Source organism: Streptomyces sp. NPDC002776, assembly GCF_053592195.1.
Genome location: NZ_JBSFVG010000007.1, coordinates 42,029 through 62,873 on the forward strand (window position 1 = coordinate 42,029; position 20,845 = coordinate 62,873).

The following is a 20,845-nucleotide window of genomic DNA, read 5'->3' on the forward strand; positions in this document are numbered from 1 at the left end:
CTCACCGCTCCCTGACCAGGGTCGCGTAGGCGCCGCCGCGTGCGACGAGGTCCGCGTGCCGGCCGCGCTCCACGATCGTGCCGTGCTCCAGTACGACGATCTCGTCGCTGTCGCGCACGGTGCTCAGCCGGTGCGCGATGACCACACAGGCGCAGCCGCGCTTGCGCAGGTTGTCCATCACGGTCAGCTCGGTCTCCGCGTCCAGCGCGCTGGTCACCTCGTCGAGGACGAGGATGCTGGGCCGGCGCACCAACGCCCGAGCGATCTCCAGGCGTTGGCGCTGGCCGCCGGAGAAGTTGCGGCCGTCCTGCTCGACCCTGCTGTGGATGCCGCCGGGGCGGCGCATGACCACGTCGTACAGGGCCGCGTCCCGCAGGGCCTCGGTCACCGCGTCGTCCGGGACGGAGGGGTCCCACAGCGCCACGTTGTCGCGGACGGTGCCCTCGAAGAGGAACACCTCCTGGTCCACGAAGGAGACCGAGGACGCGAGCGCGCCGCGCGGGATGTCCTCCAGCCGCTGTCCGTCGATACGGATCACACCCTCCCAGGGCGTGTACAGGCCCGAGATCAGCCGGGACACGGTGGACTTGCCGCTGCCCGAGCCGCCGACCAGGGCCACCTGCTGACCGGGACCGACGGTGAGGTCGAACCCCGTCAACAGCGGCTTGTCCAGCGGGTTGTAGCCGAAGGTGATGTTCTGCAGCTCCACGTGCCCGTGCAGCCTGCGGGTGGAGTCGGCGCCGCCGGGGCGGTCGTAGAGCGGGTCCGCCCGGAAGTTCTCCACGTCCTTGAGGCGGGCCACGTCGGCCGCGAAGTCCTGGATGCGGCCCGCGACGCCGTTGAGACGGGTCAGCGGGGCGGTGAACCGGGTGACCAGGGCCTGGAAGGCGACGAGCAGGCCGACGGAGATATGGCCCTCGACCGCGCGCATGCCGCCGATCCACAGGATCAGCGCGCTGTTCAGGGTGGCCAGCGTGGGCGCGACCACACCGAGCCAGGCGCTCGGCACCCCGAGGCGCTGCTGCTCCTCCAGGGTGGTGGCGTGCTGTCCGGCCCACTTGCGGAAGTAGCCGTCCTCGCCGCCGGTCGCCTTCATCGTCTCGATCAGCTGAAGGCCGGTGTAGGCGGTGTTGGTGAGCCGGGCGCTGTCGGCGCGCAGCTTCGCCGTACGCGTCGCGCGCAGCCGGATCACCACCCGCATCGCCACGATGTTCAGCAGCGCGACCCCGATGCCGACGACGGTGAGCTGGGGGTCGTAGGTGTACAGCAGCAGCGCGTACAGGACGACGACCACCGCGTCCACGCCCGCCGCCGCCAGGTCGCGGGCCAGGGTCTCGGCCACCGCGTCGTTGGACTGCAGGCGCTGCACCAGGTCGGCCGGGCTGCGCTGGGAGAAGAAGGTCACCGGCAGGCGCAGCAGATGACGCAGGAAGCGGGCGCTGGAGAGGGTGGAGGAGATGATCCGGCCGTGCAGCAGATTGGCCTGTTGCAGCCAGGTCAGCACCACCGTGAGCAGGACGGACGCCCCCATCGACGCGAACAGCACGCCGAGCAGGGAGGTCTGGCCCCCGATCAGGAACATGTCGATGTAGGTACGGCTGAGCGCGGGCACCGCCGCGCCGACCACCACCAGCAGCAGGCTTGCCAGCACCGCCGCGGGCAGCGTGCCCGCGGTGCCGCGCAGCCGGGCCGGCATGGCGCCGAGGACACCCGGCTTGCGGCCGCCCCTGCGGAAGCCGTCGCCGGGCTCCATCACCAGCACGACTCCGGTGAAGCTGCCGTCGAAGTCCTCCATGGGCACGAAACGGCGGCCCTTGCCGGGGTCGTTGATGTACACCCCGCGGCGGCCGAAGCGGCGGCCCATGCCGTCGTAGACGACGTAGTGGTTGAACTCCCAGAACAGCACGGCTGGGGTTCGCACCTCGGCGAGGGCGGCCGTGTCCATCTGCATGCCCTTGGCGGTGAGGCCGTAACTGCGGGCGGCCTTGAGGAGGTTGCTGGCCCGTGAGCCGTCGCGGGAGACACCGCAGGCGATGCGCAGTTCCTCCAGCGGGACGTGCTTGCCGTAGTGGCCGAGGACCATGGCGAGCGAGGCGGCGCCGCACTCCACGGCCTCCATCTGGAGCACCGTGGGCGTACGGACCGTCTTCGCCCCGCCCTTGGGCACGGGTCTCTTCGGCGGGGCGGCGCGGCGGCGGCCCCGGGTGTCCTGGGCGGCGCTCACGGCAGCAGCCAGTCGACGGGACGCTCGTCGGCGAGCCGGACGGAGGCGTCGGCCAGGGTCATCGAGGTGAGGGAGAAGGGCGGTCCGTCCGCGGACGACCAGCGGTAACCGCTCTTCGTCCGACGGGACTTGTCCAGCTTCACGAGTACCGCCACCGGCCTGCCGTCCTTCGTGAACTGTTCGCCGAGCTGGCTGTCCCCGAGGAAGGAGGTGATGGACTGCGCGGACTGGGCGCCGCGGTCCACCGACGCCACCCGGCCGCGCAGCACGCCGTACTCCTCGGTGGGCACCGACTGGACGGTGAGGTCGACGGCTGCGCCGTCGGGGACGGCGGCCGCGTTCTCGGCGGGCACGTACACCGTCGCGTACAGCGGATCCTTGGCGTGGGCGACCTTCTCCACCGCGGCGACGTTGGCGCCGGTCCGGATGATCTGCCCGATGGTGGCGGCGAGCGCGGTGACCCGGCCCGCGGCGACCGTGCGCACGATCGTGTCGCCGTCGGCCGTACGGACCTTCAGGACAGGGGAGTCGGCGGGCAGCCGCTCGCCCTGCTCGGCGAGGACCGCGGTGACCTGGCCCGCGACCGGGCTCTGCAGGAGGTAGCTGCCCTGCCCGTGGGTGAGGATCGCGGGCGCGCTGACCGTGGAGGCGACCGAGCCGGTCACCGCCCACACGGAGGCCGCCGCCATGACGACGATCGTCACGGACAGCGTGAGCCAGCCCTGCGGACGGGCGAAACGCACCGGAAGATCGAGCTCCTCCGGCGACTGGAGCCTGGCGAGGGCCTGTTGGCGGAACTGCAAGGAACTTCCCTCACCTGTGCGGGAGAGCTGTTACGGCATACGGGAGAGCTGTTACGGCATTTACGGGAGCGCTGTGGCACCCGAAGAGCCCGGAGCCGGGGGCGGCTCCGGGACTCGACGTTACAAAAAGGCGCGATCAGAGACCGGCGACCAGGTTCGTGACCGGGGCGGTGTTCAGGCCGGTGGCACCCTCGACCGTGCCGACGACCGTGTTGACCAGGCCGGAAACCGGGGCGATGCCGTCCACCAGGCCGGTGACGGTGCCGAGGGCGTTCACGGAAAGGCCGCCGGAGACGTTGTCCAGCTCGGCGTCGGAGATCTCGACGGTCTCAACCTGGGGGGTGGAGTTCATGATGGAACTTCCCTTCGTATGGGTATGTCACAAGGGGGGAGCGGCCCCCTCTGGGGACAGATGACGGCCGCGACCGCAGGGCGCCCGGCGCCCGTTTCCGGGTGCCGTAGCGGCCCCCGCGGTGCGATGGATCAAAGCACGCGGCCGGTGCGCGCTTCCAATCAACGCACGCCCTCACCTGGGCACTTGAGCCTCAGGGGCGGTAATCCGTGACGGTGCGGGCACGGCTTGTCGGCGACTTCTTCACATCGGTCACGGCATCGGCTCGTGTGCGCTCTTGCGGGGCGGGAGGCGAAAGCGACACTCCCGCCCCAATGGTGTGACCGGCGGTAGCGGGTTGTGGGGGAGTGCGGTCCCCGGTGACGTGGTTGGGCATTCGATGTGCAGATTCGCTGAAGCAAGGATTCCGCTCCTTGGCCGCAGCGGAGCGTCACTGTCCGGATGCGGTGCGTGTCAGCCCAGGATCGCGTAGATCGTGCTCGCGTGGGCCGCGATCTCGCCCGTGCTGCCGTCGGTCATCGTGATGTCGGCGAACGCCATCCGTCGGCCCAGCTTGGTGACCACCGCCTCGATCAGGACATCCGAGCCGGACACCGCCCGCTGGAACGACGTCGACTGCTGCACCGTCGTCATCGGCCCGTAGGCCCCGCGCGCCGCCGACACGGCGATCACCGTCGCGGTGTCGGCCGCCGCCATCAGGGCCTGCCCCGACATCGCCCCGCCCTCCCGGGCCAGCCGGTCCGACCAGGGCAGCCGCAGGACCGCGCGCCGGTCGTCCAGCCCCTCCACGGTCAGACCCAGTTCGAGGACCCAGGCAGCGAAACTGTCGGCGAGGATCTTGTCGGCTTCGGCGGTGGTCATCGTCATGGGGGGAGTGTTCCCGGACCCGGCCGCCGGGACGCGGACCGTGGCCGAATCGGCGTTTCGAGCCGTGCGCGCGGCAACGGAATTGAACGCCCCGAGTGACCCGTGCGTACCACTGGCCATCCAGGCGCCCCGAACAGCCGTCGCACGCAAGGCGGCACGGACCCCGTCCCCCCAGGAGGTCGAGAAGGTTGAGTCACAAGCGAATGCCGAAGCGGAAGGCCGCGATAGCGGCGGGCGGTGTGGCGGCGCTCGGAGCGGCGGCCATCCTGCTGCCCCACGCCAACGCGTCCCAGGACGGCGCCTCGGACGACTCCGCGGCGCCCCGGACCCTGAAGGCGGCGGACGCCTCGGACCTCGCCTCACAGCTCGCCGGACTGCTCGGCGACGCCTTCGCCGGTTCGTACTACGACGCCGGCAGCCGGCAGTTGGTCGTGAACGTCGTCCCCGGTGACAACAACAACGTCATCGTCCAGGCGAAGAAGGCGGGCGCGAAGGTCCGCGAGGTCGACAACAGCCTGGCCGAACTGGACGCCGGGGCGCAGACCCTGAAGTCCGAGGCGACCATCCCGGGCACCGCCTGGGCCGTCGACCCCCGCACCAACAAGATCCTGGTCACCGCCGACAGCACCGTCACCGGCGCCAAGTGGGACCGGCTGGAGTCGACCGTACAGAGCCTCGGTTCCGGCATGGCGACCATCAAGAAGTCCCAGGGCACCTTCAAGACCTTCCTCTCCGGCGGCGACGCCATCTTCGCGGGCGGTGCCCGCTGCTCGGCCGGCTTCAACGTCACCGCGGGCGACGGCGCCCCGGCCTTCCTGACGGCGGGTCACTGCGGGGTCGCCGCCGCCGAGTGGTCCGACGCCCAGGGAGGCGCGCCGATCGCCACCGTCGACGCGGCCACCGCCACCTTCCCCGGCGCGGGCGACTTCGCCCTGGTCACGTACGACGACCCGGCCACCGAGGCGCCGAGCGAGGTCAACGTCGGCGGCGGTCAGACCGTCCCGATCAGCCAGGCCGCGGAGGCGGAGGTCGGCCTCCAGGTCTTCCGGATGGGCAGCACCACCGGGCTGAGCGACGGTCAGGTCCTCGGCCTCGACGCCACCGTCAACTACCCCGAGGGCACCGTCACCGGGCTCATCCAGACGAACGTCTGCGCCGAGCCCGGCGACAGCGGCGGTTCGCTCTTCACCCAGGACGGACTCGCGATCGGCCTGACCTCGGGCGGCAGCGGCGACTGCACGGTGGGCGGCGAGACCTTCTTCCAGCCGGTCACGACCGCGCTCGAAGCGGTCGGCGCCACCCTCGGCGCGGGTGACGCGGCAGGCGGCGACGCCGGGGCGGGCGAGGAGGCCGGTGCCGGTGAGGAAGCGGGCGCCGGTGAAGACGCCGGTGTCGGCGAGGAGGCGGGTGTCGGCGAGGGCGCCGGTGTCGGTGCCGGTGGAGCCGATGACTCCGGGCTGACCGAGACCCACTGACCCCCGTCACCGTACGACCCCGGGTGGCCGGCCCTTCGGCGGGAGGGCCGGCCATCCGGATATGACGTAATCCTTACGCCCACCCCGAGGGACTGACGTGGACGGATCCAGCGGTGTGAACTCTTGATCGACACGATCGTCGATCTTGCGATGGAGCACTCATGAGATGGATGCGTTACGTGGTCGCCGTGGCCGCGGGCCTGGCCACCGCCCTCCTCGGTCTTCCGGGCGCCGCGTGGGCCGCCACCCCCGACGTCCCCGAGGCACTGCGGATATCCAACGGCCCCTACGCGGGCTTCCAGCAGTGCGGCGCCCCGACCCCGCCGACCTTCAGCACCACCAACGGTTCCGCTCCCCTGTTCGCGGCCTCGGTCAAGGGCCTGGACCCCCAGCCCCACCTGGCCGGGACGCTGGAACTCGCGCGCCCGGGCGAACCGCCGCTGCGCACCTACCCCCTGACCACGGGCCCGGTCGGGCACGAGTGGGGCATACAGATCCCGACCAGCACCTTCACCCCGGGTGACTACCAGTGGCGGATCCGCGCCGAGAACGGCGACGGCCCCTCCGCCTGGTCCGCCTGGTGCGCGTTCACCGTGACCGGCCCCGCCACGCCCACGGCGTACACCTACAGCCCCGACGGCGGCGCGCACTGCCTCGATGTCAGCGGCGCGAGCAAGGAGAACGCCGCCAGGGTGCAACTGTGGGACTGCAACGGTTCGCTGGGGCAGACCTGGCGGATCACCCCCGAGGGCACCCTGGTGAACCCGAACTCGGGCAAGTGCCTGGACGTGGCCAACGGGGGCACCGCCAACGGCACCAAGGTCCAGATCTACACGTGCAACGGCACCACCGCCCAGCAGTGGCGCTACGACGCCCCCGGCCCGGCCGCCTTCACCAACCCCCGGTCCGGCAAGTGCCTGGACGTCCCCCACGGCGACTTCCGCAACGGCGTCCAGCTCCAGATCCACGACTGCAACGGCACCGGCGCCCAGCTCTGGAAGCAGCTCACCCCGGCCTGACCACGCGCGCACCCGGGTCCGCACGTCGTCCGCTTCATCCCCGGGCCCGGGCGCGCAGCAACAGCACCGCCACGTCGTCGATCCGGCCCCGGGGTGTCGCGCAGGACTCCACCAGATGGTCGGCCAGCTCCTCCAGCGGAAGATCGCCCGCCTCCGCCAGCACCCGCCCGAGATCGGCGAGCGCGTCCTCGATGTCGGTGCCCGGCGACTCGATCAGCCCGTCGGTGTACAGGACGAGCACGGATCCGGGCGCGAGATCGACCTCCGTCGTCTGGTACGTGGCCGAGCCGTCGATGCCCAGCAGCGGACCCCCGGCCAGGTCCAGCACCCGTACCCGCCCGTCCGGCCGTCTCAGCAGCGGCGGCGGATGACCCGCCCGGGCCATCACGGCCCGCCCGTGCTCCGGGTCCAGCCGCAGATACAGACAGCTCGCGAAGAGATCGGCGCCCAGATCGATCAGCAGCCGATTGGTGCTGCGCATGACCTCCCCGGGCGACTGCCCGACGGTCGTGTACGCCCGTACGGCCGTGCGGATCTGTCCCATCAGACCGGCCGCCGTCACGTTGTGTCCCTGCACGTCCCCGATCACCGCCGCGGCCTGCCCCTGCGCGGGCATCAGATCGTAGAAGTCGCCGCCGATGTCCATGCCCTGAGTGGCCGGCAGATAGCGGGCGGCCGCGTCGATGCCGGGCAGCGGCGGCAGCGAGTGCGGCAGCAGCGCCGCCTGGAGGCCATGGGCCACGTGGTGCTTGGCGTCGTAGAGCACCGCCCGCTCCAGGGCCTGCGCGATCAGCCCGCCCAGACTCGTCAGCACGGCCCGCTCGTCGGCGGGGAAGGGATGCGGCTCGGCGTAGGCGAGCACCAGCGTGCCCACCGGACGGCCGGAGGCGATCAGCGGCAGATAGGCCCAGGCGGCGAACCCGTCGGGCGTGGCCTGGCGGGCCGGGTACAGCCGCTGCAACTCCTCCTCGTCCTCGTAGAACGCGGGCACCCCGGTGGTCAGGGCCTGGGTGCCGGGGGTCCGTTCCTGCAGCGGCAGCCCGTCGAACCGCTCGACCACGCGCGGGTCGGGATAGCCCTGGTGGCCCAGCACATGAAGGCGGCCCGCCCGGGAACCGAGCATCACCAGGGCCTGGCTGCCCACCGCGGGGGCGATCTGGTCCGCGACCAGCTGGACGACATCCTGCACACTCACCGCCTCGGTGAGCGCGCCGGCCAGGCTCAGCACCTGGGAGATGGTGACCAGCCGGGTCGGGGTGCCGCCGCCCGTCGGGCGGTGCGCGCGGTTCATCTCGGTCACCGCCCGCGCCCGGGTGACCCGGACGGTGAGCCCGCTGGTGCTCGGGTACAGCCGGAACGACAGCCAGTCGCCCGGCGGACGCAGCGCCACGAACGAGGTGGACTGCTGACTGAACAGCGCGGCCCGGTAGCGGTCCTCGTAGACCGGGTCGTTGAGCCACGGCACCGACGCCCACAGCTGGGTGCCCAGCAATTGGCTCACCGGTACGCCGATCAGCTCGGCCGCCGCCGCGTTGGCGAACGAGATCCGGCCGTGCAGATCGAGCGAGCAGAGCCCGTAGGGCAGCCGTGCCACCATCCGCGCCGACTCGACCGTGCCGAGGGTGCCGGCGGCGCCGGTCAGGGCGGGGGCGGCGAGCAGATCGGGCTCCGGCAGCAGCGGGACGCTCTCCTGCAGGGCCCGGGACAGCCGGGCGGCGAGCCGGTCGCAGGCGGCGCTCAGCGTGGTGCGCTCCCGGTCCGACAGCTCGGGCGGGTGCGATCCCGGCCAGGTCACGAAGACCGCGCCGTACGCCGTGGACTCGGTGGCCACCGGCAGCGCCGCGAGCGAGAAGGGGTAGGGCAGCACCACGGAGATCCGCGGATACAGGCGGGCCATCTCCTCCTCGCCGCCCACCCAGACCAGCCGCCGTTCGCGCAGTGCGTCGGCGACCGGGATCGGCGCGCTCAGCCCCACCCGCTCCCAGGGCGCCGCGAACGCCCGGGGGAGTCCCGCCATCACCGCCATCTCCAGGACCGGCTCCTGGGGCGCCAGCAGATAGACCGCGCCGGAGTGCGCGTGGACCTCGTCCATCATCGAGGCCAGCGCGAGCGAGAGCAGCGGCCGGCCGACCCGCGTCCTGGCGGTCGCCGGTGCCTGGTGGGACGGTTGCCCGTCGGACACGTCGACCACCTCCTCGCACGGCTGGCGACGGGTCCCAGAGGTCAAATCTGCCCCTTTGCGGCTCATCGCGCACGGCGAGAGCCGTCGGGGGCCGGGATTCGGGGCGGGCATGGACGCCCGTGCCGGGGGAGGCGCGCGTGATACCCCGTTGCCGTGAGCCCATGCCCCTACATTCGATGCGCGCGGTGGGGCGCGTGAGCCGGGTGTGCGCCCCCGCGCACCCCGATGGCCGGTTCTGCGCGCACGGGAGGTGTGAGGGCCGCTAAGAATGGGACACGCGCTCAACACCGAGAACCGGCGACACATGTTGAAGGGGCGGTAGTGATCACGGTGCTTCTGGTGCACGACGCGTGTCTGGTGCGGTCGGTCCTGGCGGAGTGGCTGTGCCGGGAGCCGGACCTCAGTGTGTTCGACAGTCCTTGGGGGAGCGCTCCCACGCATGTGAAATCCCTGCGGCCGGACGTCTGCGCGGTCGATCTGGAGTGCGCGGACACGTACGGCATCCCGCCACTCGGCGAGTTATGCGTGCGTGGCTCCGACCCGGTGCACCCGAGGCTGCTGGTCCTGGCCACCGCGAACCGGCCCGGGCTGCTGAAACGGGCGGTAGAGGCGGGGGCGCTCGGCTACGTCGACAAGGCGGGCTCGCCGGAGAACCTGGTCGACGGCATACGCCGGGTCGCCAAGGGTGAACGCTTCGTCAACGACTCGCTGGGCTACGGGTTCCTCAAGGCCGCGGAGATGCCGCTGACCAGGAGAGAACTGAGCGTGTTGTCCCTGGCCGCCGGGGGCGCCTCGATCGCCGAGATCGCCGGGAGCCTGCATCTGTCCAGCGGGACCGTGCGCAACTACATGGCGGCCATCACCCGCAAGACCGGGGCCCGCAACCGCATCGAGGCCATCCGCATCTCGCAGGGCGAGGGCTGGCTCTGAGCGCCCGGCGGGCACGGCGGTCCAGTCGCCGACGAGGTCCCGCTACGGTGCCGGGCGGGCCATCAGCTCCTCGGGTTCCGTAGGCCGTGTGCCGGCCGTCCAGGACGAGGACCCGGTCCGCGCGGCGCGCCGAGCTGATGCGGTGCGCGACGACCACCAGCGTGCCGCCGGGACGGGCCGCGAAGGCCCGTTCCGCCCGTGCCTCCGCCGTCGCGTCCAGATGGCAGGTCGCCTCGTCGAGCAGTACCAGGGGCGCGGGCGACAGATAGGCCCGGGTCAGCGCGATGAGTTGCCGCTCACCCGCCGACAGGGCCGCCGGGTCGACCGTCGCCCGCAGCCCGCATTCTGCCGCCCACCGCCCGCAGCCCGCCGAGCGTCTTCAGCAGCGGGGTCGGCCCCACCGCCCGCCCGCGCCGCGGTGAGCAACTCCGCCTCGGGTACCGGGTCAGGGCTCCCCGGTGTTCGGGGAAGGCCAGTCGGCCCCGGCAGGGCATGGCGAACCAGCCGCGCCCGGTGATCTGCTCGGCGAGCGGCTGGTCGCCGGTGCCGGGGCGGTGGTGCGGGCCGGACGGAGGATCATTCCGGCGCGGCCCCGGAGGAAACGAGGCTTCGCGCCGGCACCAGCCCGAGGCCGACGAGGCCGCGGTGCAGGTCGGAGGCGAGATTCTGCCGGCGCCCGCTCGGGTCGTCTCGACCACGTCGGGGCCCGCTGCCGGTGGCCGAGCCGTTCCAGGACGTGGGCGACGCCCGTGAGACCGCCGTAAGGGCCGAGCGGGGTGCCGACAGGTGGCGACGCGGTACGGGCCGGCGGCCGGTCGCTCGCCCTCCTCCTACCGCTCGGCGCTTGACCGCGTCCAGCGCGAGCCGCACACCCGACGCCGAACGACCCTCCCGGGTGCACGCGGCCTCGGTTACCCGTGCGTACTGCATGGGCGAGAGGTGACAGCGGCGACTGTTGGGGCCCTCCCGGCCCGTGACAACGTCGTTCCGTCACCGACCGAGGGAGTGCGTTGTGAACAAGGGGTACGCGGTCTTCTGCGACGCCGACCGTCACTTCTACGACGCGCCGCACCGTCTCGTCTTCGCCGACGGAGCGGGCGAGTCCCTCTACCCGGCCGCCACCCTCCCCGTGCCCGAAGGGTGGACCAGCCATCGCACGGGTGACTGGCTCGCCCTGCGTCCGGTGGGCTGCACGCTCCCGTCGCAGGGCTGGAAGATCCACGTCGCGGCCTGTCTCGACAACGCGGAGCGGGTCCTCGCAACGGTCCGGGAGTACTGTCTGCGGCACGAGGTGGCGTTCAAGTTCGTCCCGAGCCGGTACCTGCTGCACCAGCGGAACGCCAAGTACGCCGACCGGGCGGCCAGTGGCAAGTTCATCACGGTCTACCCGGCCGACGACGAGCAGTGCGAGCGCCTGGCGACCGACCTCGCGCGGCTGCTCGACGGCGAGCCGGGCCCGTACATCCTCAGCGACCTTCGCTGGGGGAAGGGCCCCGTGCACCTGCGGTACGGCAGCTTCACCCGCCGCCACTGCTACGACGAGCACGGTGAGCTGCGGCCGGCCATGGAGGACGGCTCCGGCACCCTCGTACCCGACCGGCGCGGGCCCGTCTTCCGCGTGCCCGACTGGGTCACTCCTCCGCCGTTCCTGCGACCGCACCTCGATGCGAGAGCCGCGGTGACGGTGCGGGAGATGCCGTACGAGATCGACAAGGCCCTGCACTTCTCCAACGGCGGGGGCGTGTACGAGGCGCGGCACCGCGAGACCGGACGGCGGGTCGTCCTCAAGGAGGCGCGTCCGTACGCCGGCCTGGCCGCCGACGGGGCGGACGCCGTGACCCGGCTGCACCGCGAACGTACCGCGCTGGAACAGCTGTCCGGGCTCGCCTGCACTCCGGAGGTCCTCGACAGCTTCAGCGTCGGCGACCATCACTTCCTGGTCCTCGAGTTCGTGGAGGGCAGCCCGCTCAACACGTTCTTCGCCCGCAGGCATCCGCTGATGGAGTCCGCCCCCCCGGCGGAGCGGCTCGCCGAGTACACGGACTGGGCCCTGCGGATCCACGGTCTGGTCGAGCAGGCCGTCGCCGCGGTGCACGCCCGGGGGATCGTCTTCAACGACCTGCATCTGTTCAACATCATGGTCTCCGAGGACGAGAGCTCCGTGGTGCTCCTGGACTTCGAGGCGGCCCAGCCGGCGGCGGAGGGCGGGCGGCAGACCGTCGCCAACCCGGCGTTCGTCGCACCCGCCGACCGGCGCGGCTTCGACGTGGACCGGTACGCCCTCGCCTGCCTGCGGATCGCGCTGTTCGTCCCGCTCACCAGTCTGCTCGCCGTGGACCGCGGCAAGGCCGCCCACCTGGCCGAGGTCGCGGCCGCGCAGTTCCCCGTGCCCCCGGGCTTCCTGGACGAGGCGGTGCGGGAGATCCTGCGGGAGCCCGTCGTCGCCTCCTCCCGCGTCCCCGCACGTCGCGCGACCGCGCCCGGCAGCGGTGTCCCGTTCCTGCCCGTGGAGCCGGGACAGTGGCCGGACAGCCGCGACTCGATGGTCCGCGCGATCCTCGCGTCCGCCACGCCCGACCGGGAGGACCGCTTCTTCCCCGGCGACATCGCCCAGTTCGCCACGGCCGGGGGCGGCATGTCCGTCGGCCACGGCACCGCCGGGGTCCTCCATGCCCTGCACGAGAGCGGGGCGGCGCGGATCCCCGCGGCGGAGGAAAGGCTCCTACGGTTCGCCAAGCAGCCCGAGTCCGGCACACCGCTCGGCTTCTACGACGGGCTCACGGGCATCGCGTGGACCCTCCAGCGACTCGGGCACACGGCGTCCGCCCTCGAACTGGCCGAGCTCGTCCTCGCAGAGGACCACGACGCGCTCGCGTCGGACCTTTACGGCGGTACGGCCGGAATGGGCCTCGCCCTGGACGCCCTCGCCGACGCCACCGGCGAGTCCGGCCTGCACGCGGCGGCGCTGAGGTGCGCCGAACTGGCGGCCCGGCCGCCCAGTGCGCCGACGCGGTCCGCCCTGCCCGCGTCGCAGGGCCGGGTGCGTACCGGGCTGCTGCACGGTGCGGCGGGTCGAGCCCTGCTGTTCGTACGGCTCTACGAACGCACCCGGGACACCGCGCTCCTCGACCTCGCCGCCGAAGCGCTCCACGACGACCTCACCCGCTGCGTGCGCGGAGCCTCCGGCACCTTGCAGGTCGACGAGGGCTGGCGCACGATGCCGTACCTCGGCGCCGGCAGCGTGGGCATCGGCATGGTGATCGACGACTACCTCCTCCACCGCCACGACGAGGATCTCGACCGGGCCCGGCGCGACATCGTGCAGGCGGCGCAGGCCACCTTCTACGCCCAGCCGGGCCTCTTCCGCGGCGTCGCGGGCATGGTCCTGCACCTCGCCCGCACCCACGCCGACGGGCCCGGCACGGCGCCCGAGGACGTACGCCGTCAGGTCGGCTGCCTGACCTGGCACGCCATGTCCTACGACGGCCACCTCGCCTTCCCCGGCGAACAGATGATGCGGCTCTCGATGGACCTCGCCACCGGCACGGCGGGCGTCCTGCTGGCCCTCTCGGCAGCCCTGGGCGACCGCCCGGCGCAGCTGCCCTTCCTCCCGCCGCTCCGGCGGGCCCACGAACCGGCCCCACTTCGGGGTCGCACCGCACCACCGTCCCCTAACGAAAGGAAACGATCATGAACCTGTTCGACCTGCAGTCGCTGGAGACCCCCAAGGACGAGGCCATCGGCGACGTCGAGTCCGGCAGCCGCGCGAGCCTGCTCCTCTGCGGCGACAGCAGCCTCAGCGTGACGACCTGCAACTGACCTGATCCGACTCCGCGAACGGCCCGTCGAGGCGCCGGCGCGTAGTCACGGTGCCCCGGGAGCCCAGCTCCCGGGGCACCGGTCATCGCGCCACCGGCCGCCGTGGCGGGCGGCGCGGGAGCCCGGGCCGGGCCGCCCGCGACGATCGTGCCTGGCGCACTCGTCAGGAGAAAGGGCATCGGATGGCCTCCCCGACCGGGTCCGACCGGCTGCTGCGCGGCGCCGCACGGCACACCGCCGGCAGCACAGCGGCGCTTCTCGTCTGCTCGGTCGCCGGTGCGGCCTGCGCGCTCGCCCTACCGGCGGTGGTCGGCCGCACGCTGGACCTGCTGCTGCATCACCATCCCGCCGGGGGTACGTGGCTGGCCTGGGCCGCCGTACTGCTCGCTGCGGAAGTCCTGCTGGAGACCGCTTCGGTCCTGCTGACACAGCTCACCACCGCCCGCGCCGCCGCCTGGGTCCGCCTCCGCGCGCTGACCGGTCTGCTGGGCACGGCCCCCCACCGGGCCGCACCGTACTCGGGCGGCGACGTCGCCGCCCGGCTGTGCGTCAACGCCTCGGACAGCGGCGCCGCCCCGGCCGCCCTCGCGACCTCGGCGTCCTCCGTCCTCGTCCCGGCCGGCGCCCTCGTCGCCCTGGCCCTGATCGACCCCTGGACCGCCGCCGTCTTCGCGGCCGGCCTGCCGCTGCTCCTGATGCTGCTGCGGACGTTCGCGCACCAGTCGTCCGACTCGGTCGGCCGGTACCAGCAGGCTCAGGGAGCCATCGCCGCCCGGCTCACCGAGGCGCTGAGCGGCGCGCGTACCATCGCCGCCGCCCACACGGCGCGCCGCGAGGAGGAACGCATCCTCGCCCCGCTGGAGGACATGACGCGGTACGGCACGCGCATGTGGCTCGTCCACGGCCGCGCGGTAGCACGCAGCGGCGTCCTTCTTCCGTTGCTCACCACGGCCGTCGTGGCGGTGGCCGGGGCCAGGCTGGCCGCCGGACAGCTCAGCGTCGGCGATCTGCTCGCCGCCTCGCGGTACGCCGCCCTCGCCGCGGGAATCGGAGGCATCGCGGCACCGCTCGGCACGCTGGTCCGCGCCCGCAACGCGGGCCGCCGTACGGCCGCACTCGCCGATCTGTCACCCATGGCCCACGGCCTCGCCGCCCTGCCGGCCGACGGGCCCGGCCGGCTGGAACTGAGGGGGGTGGGGGTGGTGCGCGACGGCGTCCCGCTGCTCACGGACGTGACGCTCGCGATCGACGGCGGCTCGACGGTCGCCGTCGTGGGCCGCTCCGGCGCCGGGAAGTCCACCTTGGCCGCTGTCGCGGGCCGGCTGACGGACCCCGACGAGGGGCGCGTTCTCCTCGACGGGACGGACCTGGCCGAGCTGGCCCGCGCGCAGCTGCGCGGGGCGACGGCCTACGCCTTCGCGCGTCCCGCCTTCGACAGTGGCGCCACGCCCACGGTCCGCCGCGCGATCGCCGCAGGGCGCGGGCCCACCGCGCGCACCGCCGAGGACGGGGCGGAGGAGGTCCGTCACGCCGCGGTCGCGGCGAGCGCCGACTCCTTCGTCGGCCTTCTCCCCCAGGGGTACGACACTCCCCTGGCCGACGCGCCGCTCTCCGGCGGCGAGAGTCAACGCCTGGGCCTGGCGCGGGCGTTCATCGGCGCCGGGCGGCTGATGATCCTGGACGACGCGACGTCGAGCCTGGACACCGCGACGGAGCGGCAGGTGGAACTCGCGCTCGCCTCGTCGCTGCGGCCGTGCACCAAGCTCGTCGTGGCCCACCGGGTCTCCACGGCGGCCCGCGCGGACCAGGTGGTCTGGCTGGAGGCGGGACGAGTACGCAGATGCGCGCCGCACCGCCTGCTCTGGGAGGACCCGGACTACCGCGCGGTGTTCCTGGCCGAGTCGTCTCCGGTGCCCCCGGGGAGGGCCGAGAGTGAGGCGGTGGCTCCAGGAGCGGCGGTCGCGCAGGACACCCCTCGTGCCGGGCGGCCCGACGACACCGGGAGCGGCACATGACGTCTGCTGCGGAGAGGGGCCGGACGACGACGGGCCCGAAGCCCCACCCGGGCACGGAAGGAAGCGGACCGGCTCCCCGCCCGAAGCCTCAGCCGGCCACGGGAGGCCCCGGGCCGGCGCCGGGCGGACCCGGGACGGGGGCCGGCGGGCCGGGGCCGGGCCCGGTAGCGGCCGAGACGACCTCCGCCGACCCGGGACCGGTCACCGGCCGGACGTCCCGGCGGGTCATGGCCTCGGGGCGTACGTTCCTCGGGCGCCGTAAGCGCGTCCTGGCCAGACTGGCGGCATGGTCCGCGGCCGAGTCGGCGCAGACCTTCCTCGGCGGCTACTGCGTGGCCCGGTCACTGGACGACGGATTCCTGCGAGGCAGCACCGCCACCGGTCTGCTGTGGCTCACGGCGGCGGCCGTGGTCATCCTGCTCGGCGCGCCGGTCGTCCGTGGAGTCTTCGCCCAACTCCCGCATCTCACCGAACCGTTGCGGGACCACCTGGTCCGTCGCTCGGTCGTGCGCGCGCTGCGCATGGCCACCGCCGGGGGCGGGACCGTGGACACCACCGCGGTCTCCCGGCTGACGAGCCAGACGGAGATCGCCCGGGACAGCTTCGCCGGACTGGTGCTCGCGGCCCGCTCCTTCGTCTTCGTCGCCGCCGGAGCCCTGGTCGGCCTGGTGTCCCTCGCCCCCCAGTTCCTCCTCGTGGTCCTCCCGCCGCTCGTGCTGGGCGTCGCCCTGTTCATCGCTTCGCTGCGTCCCATGGCACGGGCCCAGCACCGCTACCTCGACGCGGACGAGGCCGTGGGACGGCGCGCGGAGATCACCCGTACCGCCCTGCGCGACATCGTCGCGTGCGGCGCCCAGGAGCCGACGGCCGCACGGAACCGCCGTGCGGTCGAGGAGGCCGCCGCCGCCCAGCGCGCCCTGGCCCGCTGGGCGGCGGTCCGTACGCTCTCCGTGGCGACGGCGGGGCAGTTGCCCGTGTTCCTGCTCCTGGCCGCGACACCGTGGCTCCTGCGCCAGGGCGTGACGGCCGGGGCGCTCGTGGGCGCGCTCACCTACGTCCTCCAGGCGCTGCTGCCGGCCCTGCACACGCTGATGACCGTCCTGGGTGCCGCGGGGGCGCGTCTCTTCGTCATCCTCGACCGGCTCACCGGGCCGCTCCCCGTCCCGTCGGCCACCCTCGCGGCACCTCCCGCCGCCGCGCCCGGCGAACACGGCCACACCCCTGCGGCTCCGGCGACGGCGGCGCTGCGGCTGCGCGGCGTCCGAGCCGCGTACGGCCCGGGCGCCCGTGCCGTCCTCGACGCGCTGGACCTGACCGTCGAGAACGGGGAGCACATCGCGGTGGTCGGTCCGAGCGGCATCGGCAAGTCGACTCTCCTGCAGGTCGCGGCGGGCTTGCTGGCGCCGGACCGGGGCGAGGTGCTTCTCTCCGGCCGGCCCGTCGGCTGCCTCCCGCCGTCCGAACTCGCCGCCCTGCGCATGCTGATCCCCCAGGAGGCGTACGTCTTCACGGGCAGCCTGCGGGACAACCTCCGCTACCTGCGACCCGACGCCCGCCCGTCCGATGTCGACGACGCCGTACGGGCCCTCGCGCTCGAACGGCTGGTCGAGCGCGTCGGCGGGCTCGACGGACAGGTCCGGCCGGACGCCCTGTCACTCGGCGAACGGCAGCTCATCGCCCTCGCGCGCGCCCACCTCTGCGCCGCCCCGCTGCTGCTGCTCGACGAGGCGACCTGCCACCTGGATCCGGTCGCGGAGGCACGGGCCGAACACGCCCTGCGCACCCGGCCCGGGACCTTGGTCGTCGTCGCCCACCGGTTGTCATCGGCGTTGCGCGCGGACCGGATCCTCGTCCTGGACGGCACTCGCGCCCAGTACGGCACCCACGAGGACCTGCTCGTACGGTCGGCTCTCTACCGCGATCTGGTAGGGCACTGGAACGACGTCCAGCGCTGAGGCGGGGATCCGCGCCCGCGGAGACGTCACACGGCGGCGGTCACGTCCCCCCGGCTCCCTGGGCGATCCGGATGGCGTCCACCCGGTTACGGGCGCCGACCTTGCGGATGACGCTCGCCATGTAGGTCCGTACGGTCCCCTTGGAGAGGTACAGCGGCGTGGAGCAGCCGGACCTTCGAACCGTTCTTGTCGACGAAACCGGTCGCCCCCGCCGCGTGCGCCCGCCGCAGTACGTCGGGCCGCTGGGCGGGGATCAGAGCCGGCAAGGGCCGAACCGCCGACCGCGAGCGACGCCGGCACCGCTGTGGTCACCGTGTCCGACTCCGCCCCGGAGGGCGGCAGACACTCGGCATCGGCGACGTACACGTCCGGCGCCGGTTCGACGGCATCCGAACCCGGTGGCCGGTGGGAGACCGAGGAGACGACCAGGACCTCGTCGTCCGACCGCAGCAGATCCACCAACGCGGCACGCAGAAGCTGCGCCTCGTACACGACCGTCACTCTGATCATTCCCAGCCCTTCGGTCTGCGTCGTGCGCAGGCCACCCGGGTGCGGGGCCGGCAGTCGCGACCGGAAATGTCCAGCTCCCATCTCACCCACGTGGGCGTCTCCGGGCCGGGGTGCCGGGGCGTCGAGAAGGGGCCCCGCCGACGTCCGAGTCCTGGGACCGTACGGCCGTCGAGCGGTCACAGGGGCTGCGCCGGTGTCTCATTAGCGCTGTAATGGCCAACGTGGGCGGTGAGGACGGGACGGGACGCAGATCGCGAAGGCAGCGTGCCGACGATGCCCTCATCACGGTCGGCGACGCCCCCGACGCCCCTGACCGGCTGCGCCGCATCCTGGAGCAGGCGCTCGTCTTCGCCCACGCGTCCCTCGCGGCCGTGTACACGCTGACCGAGGACGGCGAGCTGCTGTGCCTGGTGGAGTGGGCCGGCGCCCCGCGCACCCAGTACGGCCTGCGCGACAGCTACGCCGCCACCGGTGGCTCCGTGGTCGCCGACGCGCACCACACCGGGCGGCCCGCCTTCCTCGGGCCGAAGGAACTCGCCGAGCGGGCCCAGTCCCGGCGGGCGACGGCGGGCGACTTCCAGCTGGCGGTGCTGCCCGCGCGGGGCCAGGACGGCGGCGGCTGTCTGGTCGCAGTGAGCGAGCACCCCGACGGATTCGACGCCGAGGACCGCCGCTGTCTGGATCTGATCGCCCGCGCCCTCGCCTACCCCGTGCCCGTCGCGCGCGCCGAGGGCGGTGAGCTGCCCTCCAACGCATTCAGCCTCGCCATGGACACCGGCCGCGTGGAGGTCGGCGACGACATCCTGGACCTGTTCGCGATCACCCCGGACGCCTTCGACGGCAAGGTGGAGACCCTGCTGGGCCTGACCGTGCCCGAGGACCTGCCCTCGCTGATGTCCGTGGTGGAGGCCGACCACATGTCCATCGGCGACCGGGAGCTGGAGTTCCGGGTGCTGCAGCCGGCCGGCCCGCCGAAGTGGCTCAGGCTGCACGGGCGGCTGGTGCCCGGCGGCGAGGGACGGCCCGCCCGGCTGGAGGGCACCGTCGCCGACGCCTCCAAGCTGCGCTCCGACGTCACCGACGTGGCCCGCGTCCAGCGCCTGGCCGCCGCCCTGGCCACCGCCGGCACCGTCCGCGACGTCAGCCATGCCGTGGTCGCCGCCCTGCGCGCCCCCCTGCGCGCCGACCGGATCGCGCTGGCGGAGCTGGAGAACGACCGGCTCGTCGTCACCGTCCTCGACCCGCCCGCCCCCGAGTCCTGGCCCGAGCTGTGGCGGCTGGAGTGGCGCACCGAGTGGCCCGACGCGCCGCTGCGCGCGATGCCCACCCTCGCCACCGCCCTGCGCGAGGGCCGCGCCCAGATCTGGCCCGCCGGCGCCACGCTGGAACCCGCCCTCGCCGAGGTCGGCCCCGGCGGCCTGGCCGTCCTGCCGCTGCCCGCCGGGGGCCGGATGGCGGGCGCCTGCCTGATCGGCTGGGACGCCCCGCACCACTTCGGCCCCGACGAACGCGCCCTGCTCACCGCCTCCGCCGGACTCGCCGGGCAGGCCCTGATGCGCGCCCACGCCTTCGACGCCGAGCACGAGCTCGTCGGCATGCTCCAGCGCCAGCTGCTGCCGCGCAGACTGCCCCGGCTGCCCGGCGCGAAGGCCGTCGCCCGCTATCTGCCGAGCACCGCGGGGCTCGAACTGGGCGGCGACTGGTACGACGTGATCCCGCTGCCCGACAACCACGTCGCCCTCGTCATCGGCGACGTGCAGGGCCACAGCGCGGCCGCCGCCACCCTGATGGGCCAGATGCGCACCGCCCTGCGCGCCTACGCCGCCGAGGGCCATCCGCCCGACGTGGTGGTCTCGCACGCCAACCGGCTGCTGATGGAGCTGGAGACCGACCTCTTCGCCACCTGCGCCTATGTCGACGTCGACCTGGAGGAGGGCACCGCCTGGGCGGTGCGTGCCGGACACCTGCCGCCGGTGCTGCGGCATCCGGACGGCAGCACGGACATCGCCGAGGCCGAGGGCGGCCCGCCGCTCGGTGTGATGACGCAGGCCGATTTCCCGATGAGCCCGCTCAGGCTCCAGCCCGGCACCCTGATCGCGCTGACCACCGACGGGCTGGTGGAGTCCGTCGAGGCCGACATCGACGCGGGCATGGACCGCTTCGCCCGCGAACTGGCCGCCGCCGACCCCGCCCACCTCGGCCTGGTCGCCGACGCCCTGCTCGGCAACGCCCGCCGCAGCGACGACGTCGCCCTGCTGCTGATGCGCTACGACGGGATGGCGCTGCGCCCGCTGCGGGAGAGCTGGACCGTGTGGCGGGTGCCCGAGGCGGTCGGCCACGCCCGCCGCTTCACCCGGCGCGCCCTGCGCTCCTGGGGCCTGGCCGGTGACCGGGACGCCGTCCTGCTGGTGGTCTCCGAACTCGTCACCAACGCCCTGGTGCACACCGAGGGACAGGTCCGCCTCGACCTCACCCTGATCAACGGCCGGCTGCGGGTCGCCGTCGCCGACACCTCCCCGCGCAGCCCGGTCAAACCCACCAGCATCGGCTGGGAGGCCACCGGAGGCCGCGGCATCCTCCTGGTCGAGGCCATGTCGGATTCCTGGGGCACGCTCCCGGTCAGCGGCGGCAAACAGGTCTGGAGCGAGATTCAGCTGAACCGCTGAGGGGCGGGTACTCGGAGGTTCACGTCCC

General features: G+C 73.3%; 14 protein-coding genes. 8 read left to right on the forward strand and 6 right to left on the reverse strand.

Annotated elements, in window-relative coordinates; translation table 11 throughout:
* Position 1 precedes the first annotated feature (1 nt).
* The 4 genes from ACWD11_RS16235 to ACWD11_RS16250 all read right to left on the reverse strand — a co-directional run bounded on the left by ACWD11_RS16235 (position 2) and on the right by ACWD11_RS16250 (position 4,246).
* Positions 2-2,224: an NHLP family bacteriocin export ABC transporter peptidase/permease/ATPase subunit gene (locus ACWD11_RS16235; protein ID WP_451283574.1), complete on the reverse strand. Its 2,223-nt coding sequence runs from the start codon at positions 2,222-2,224 to the stop codon at positions 2-4.
* Positions 2,221-3,027, reverse strand: coding sequence for an HlyD family efflux transporter periplasmic adaptor subunit (locus tag ACWD11_RS16240; protein WP_389417115.1), 807 nt, complete (start codon positions 3,025-3,027; stop codon positions 2,221-2,223). Before ACWD11_RS16240 ends, ACWD11_RS16235 begins: the two co-directional genes overlap by 4 nt.
* Positions 3,028-3,163: 136 nt before the next feature.
* A complete protein-coding gene (locus ACWD11_RS16245; protein ID WP_250071740.1) occupies positions 3,164-3,379 on the reverse strand; it encodes a type A2 lantipeptide in 216 nt (71 codons plus the stop codon).
* A 453-nt stretch (positions 3,380-3,832) separates the two neighbouring features.
* Complete coding sequence (locus ACWD11_RS16250) at positions 3,833-4,246, reverse strand: PaaI family thioesterase (protein ID WP_451283577.1); 414 nt, start codon at positions 4,244-4,246, stop codon at positions 3,833-3,835.
* A 188-nt stretch (positions 4,247-4,434) separates the two neighbouring features.
* On the opposite strand from ACWD11_RS16250, the gene ACWD11_RS16255 reads away from it, so the two are divergent.
* Both ACWD11_RS16255 and ACWD11_RS16260 read left to right on the forward strand, forming a co-directional pair.
* Positions 4,435-5,721 (forward strand): S1 family peptidase, encoded by a 1,287-nt coding sequence (locus ACWD11_RS16255; protein ID WP_451283579.1) that lies wholly within the window; start codon positions 4,435-4,437, stop codon positions 5,719-5,721.
* 161 nt (positions 5,722-5,882) lie between these two features.
* Positions 5,883-6,740, forward strand: a complete 858-nt coding sequence (locus tag ACWD11_RS16260; RefSeq protein WP_451283580.1) for an RICIN domain-containing protein — start codon at positions 5,883-5,885, stop codon at positions 6,738-6,740.
* 34 nt (positions 6,741-6,774) lie between these two features.
* Here ACWD11_RS16260 and ACWD11_RS16265 read toward each other — a convergent pair whose 3' ends face one another.
* Positions 6,775-8,931 carry a SpoIIE family protein phosphatase gene (locus tag ACWD11_RS16265; protein ID WP_389417467.1) on the reverse strand — a complete coding sequence of 719 codons (2,157 nt, stop codon included), beginning with the start codon at positions 8,929-8,931 and terminating at the stop codon, positions 6,775-6,777.
* A 312-nt stretch (positions 8,932-9,243) separates the two neighbouring features.
* Here ACWD11_RS16265 and ACWD11_RS16270 point away from each other — a divergent pair, with 312 nt between their 5' ends.
* From ACWD11_RS16270 to ACWD11_RS16290, 5 genes are all read left to right on the forward strand, one after another.
* Positions 9,244-9,852, forward strand: a complete 609-nt coding sequence (locus ACWD11_RS16270) for a LuxR C-terminal-related transcriptional regulator (RefSeq protein WP_389417119.1) — start codon at positions 9,244-9,246, stop codon at positions 9,850-9,852.
* Between the two features lie 1,012 nt (positions 9,853-10,864).
* Positions 10,865-13,546, forward strand: a complete 2,682-nt coding sequence (gene lanKC / locus ACWD11_RS16275; RefSeq protein WP_451283583.1) for a class III lanthionine synthetase LanKC — start codon at positions 10,865-10,867, stop codon at positions 13,544-13,546.
* On the forward strand, positions 13,543-13,671 hold the full coding sequence (ramS, locus tag ACWD11_RS16280) for a mycelium formation morphogenetic lantipeptide SapB (RefSeq protein ID WP_345491208.1): 129 nt from the start codon (positions 13,543-13,545) through the stop codon (positions 13,669-13,671). The genes lanKC and ramS overlap by 4 nt, the downstream gene beginning before the upstream one ends.
* Positions 13,672-13,853: 182 nt before the next feature.
* The gene (locus ACWD11_RS16285; protein WP_451283585.1) at positions 13,854-15,686 is read left to right on the forward strand and encodes an ATP-binding cassette domain-containing protein; all 1,833 of its coding nucleotides are present in this window, start codon (positions 13,854-13,856) and stop codon (positions 15,684-15,686) included.
* A 227-nt stretch (positions 15,687-15,913) separates the two neighbouring features.
* Positions 15,914-17,641, forward strand: coding sequence for an ATP-binding cassette domain-containing protein (locus tag ACWD11_RS16290; RefSeq protein WP_451283587.1), 1,728 nt, complete (start codon positions 15,914-15,916; stop codon positions 17,639-17,641).
* A 40-nt stretch (positions 17,642-17,681) separates the two neighbouring features.
* On the opposite strand, the gene ACWD11_RS16295 is transcribed toward ACWD11_RS16290, so the two are convergent.
* A complete protein-coding gene (locus ACWD11_RS16295) occupies positions 17,682-17,762 on the reverse strand; it encodes a hypothetical protein (RefSeq protein ID WP_389417468.1) in 81 nt (26 codons plus the stop codon).
* Between the two features lie 601 nt (positions 17,763-18,363).
* Between ACWD11_RS16295 and ACWD11_RS16300 the strand changes: the two genes are divergently transcribed.
* Positions 18,364-20,817 carry a SpoIIE family protein phosphatase gene (locus ACWD11_RS16300; RefSeq protein ID WP_389417123.1) on the forward strand — a complete coding sequence of 818 codons (2,454 nt, stop codon included), beginning with the start codon at positions 18,364-18,366 and terminating at the stop codon, positions 20,815-20,817.
* Positions 20,818-20,845: the final 28 nt, after the last annotated feature.

Bases quoted from the DNA above. Each gene is read 5' to 3' on its own strand.
- ACWD11_RS16245 (WP_250071740.1), bottom strand. From the start codon at position 3,379: ATGAACTCCACCCCCCAGGTTGAGACCGTCGAGATCTCCGACGCCGAG.
- ACWD11_RS16250 (WP_451283577.1), bottom strand. From the start codon at position 4,246: ATGACGATGACCACCGCCGAAGCCGACAAGATCCTCGCCGACAGTTTC.
- ACWD11_RS16260 (WP_451283580.1), top strand. From the start codon at position 5,883: ATGAGATGGATGCGTTACGTGGTCGCCGTGGCCGCGGGCCTGGCCACC.
- ramS (WP_345491208.1), top strand. From the start codon at position 13,543: ATGAACCTGTTCGACCTGCAGTCGCTGGAGACCCCCAAGGACGAGGCC.
- ACWD11_RS16285 (WP_451283585.1), top strand. From the start codon at position 13,854: ATGGCCTCCCCGACCGGGTCCGACCGGCTGCTGCGCGGCGCCGCACGG.
- ACWD11_RS16290 (WP_451283587.1), top strand. From the start codon at position 15,914: ATGGCCTCGGGGCGTACGTTCCTCGGGCGCCGTAAGCGCGTCCTGGCC.
- ACWD11_RS16295 (WP_389417468.1), bottom strand. From the start codon at position 17,762: ATGGCGAGCGTCATCCGCAAGGTCGGCGCCCGTAACCGGGTGGACGCC.
- ACWD11_RS16300 (WP_389417123.1), top strand. From the start codon at position 18,364: ATGGCCAACGTGGGCGGTGAGGACGGGACGGGACGCAGATCGCGAAGG.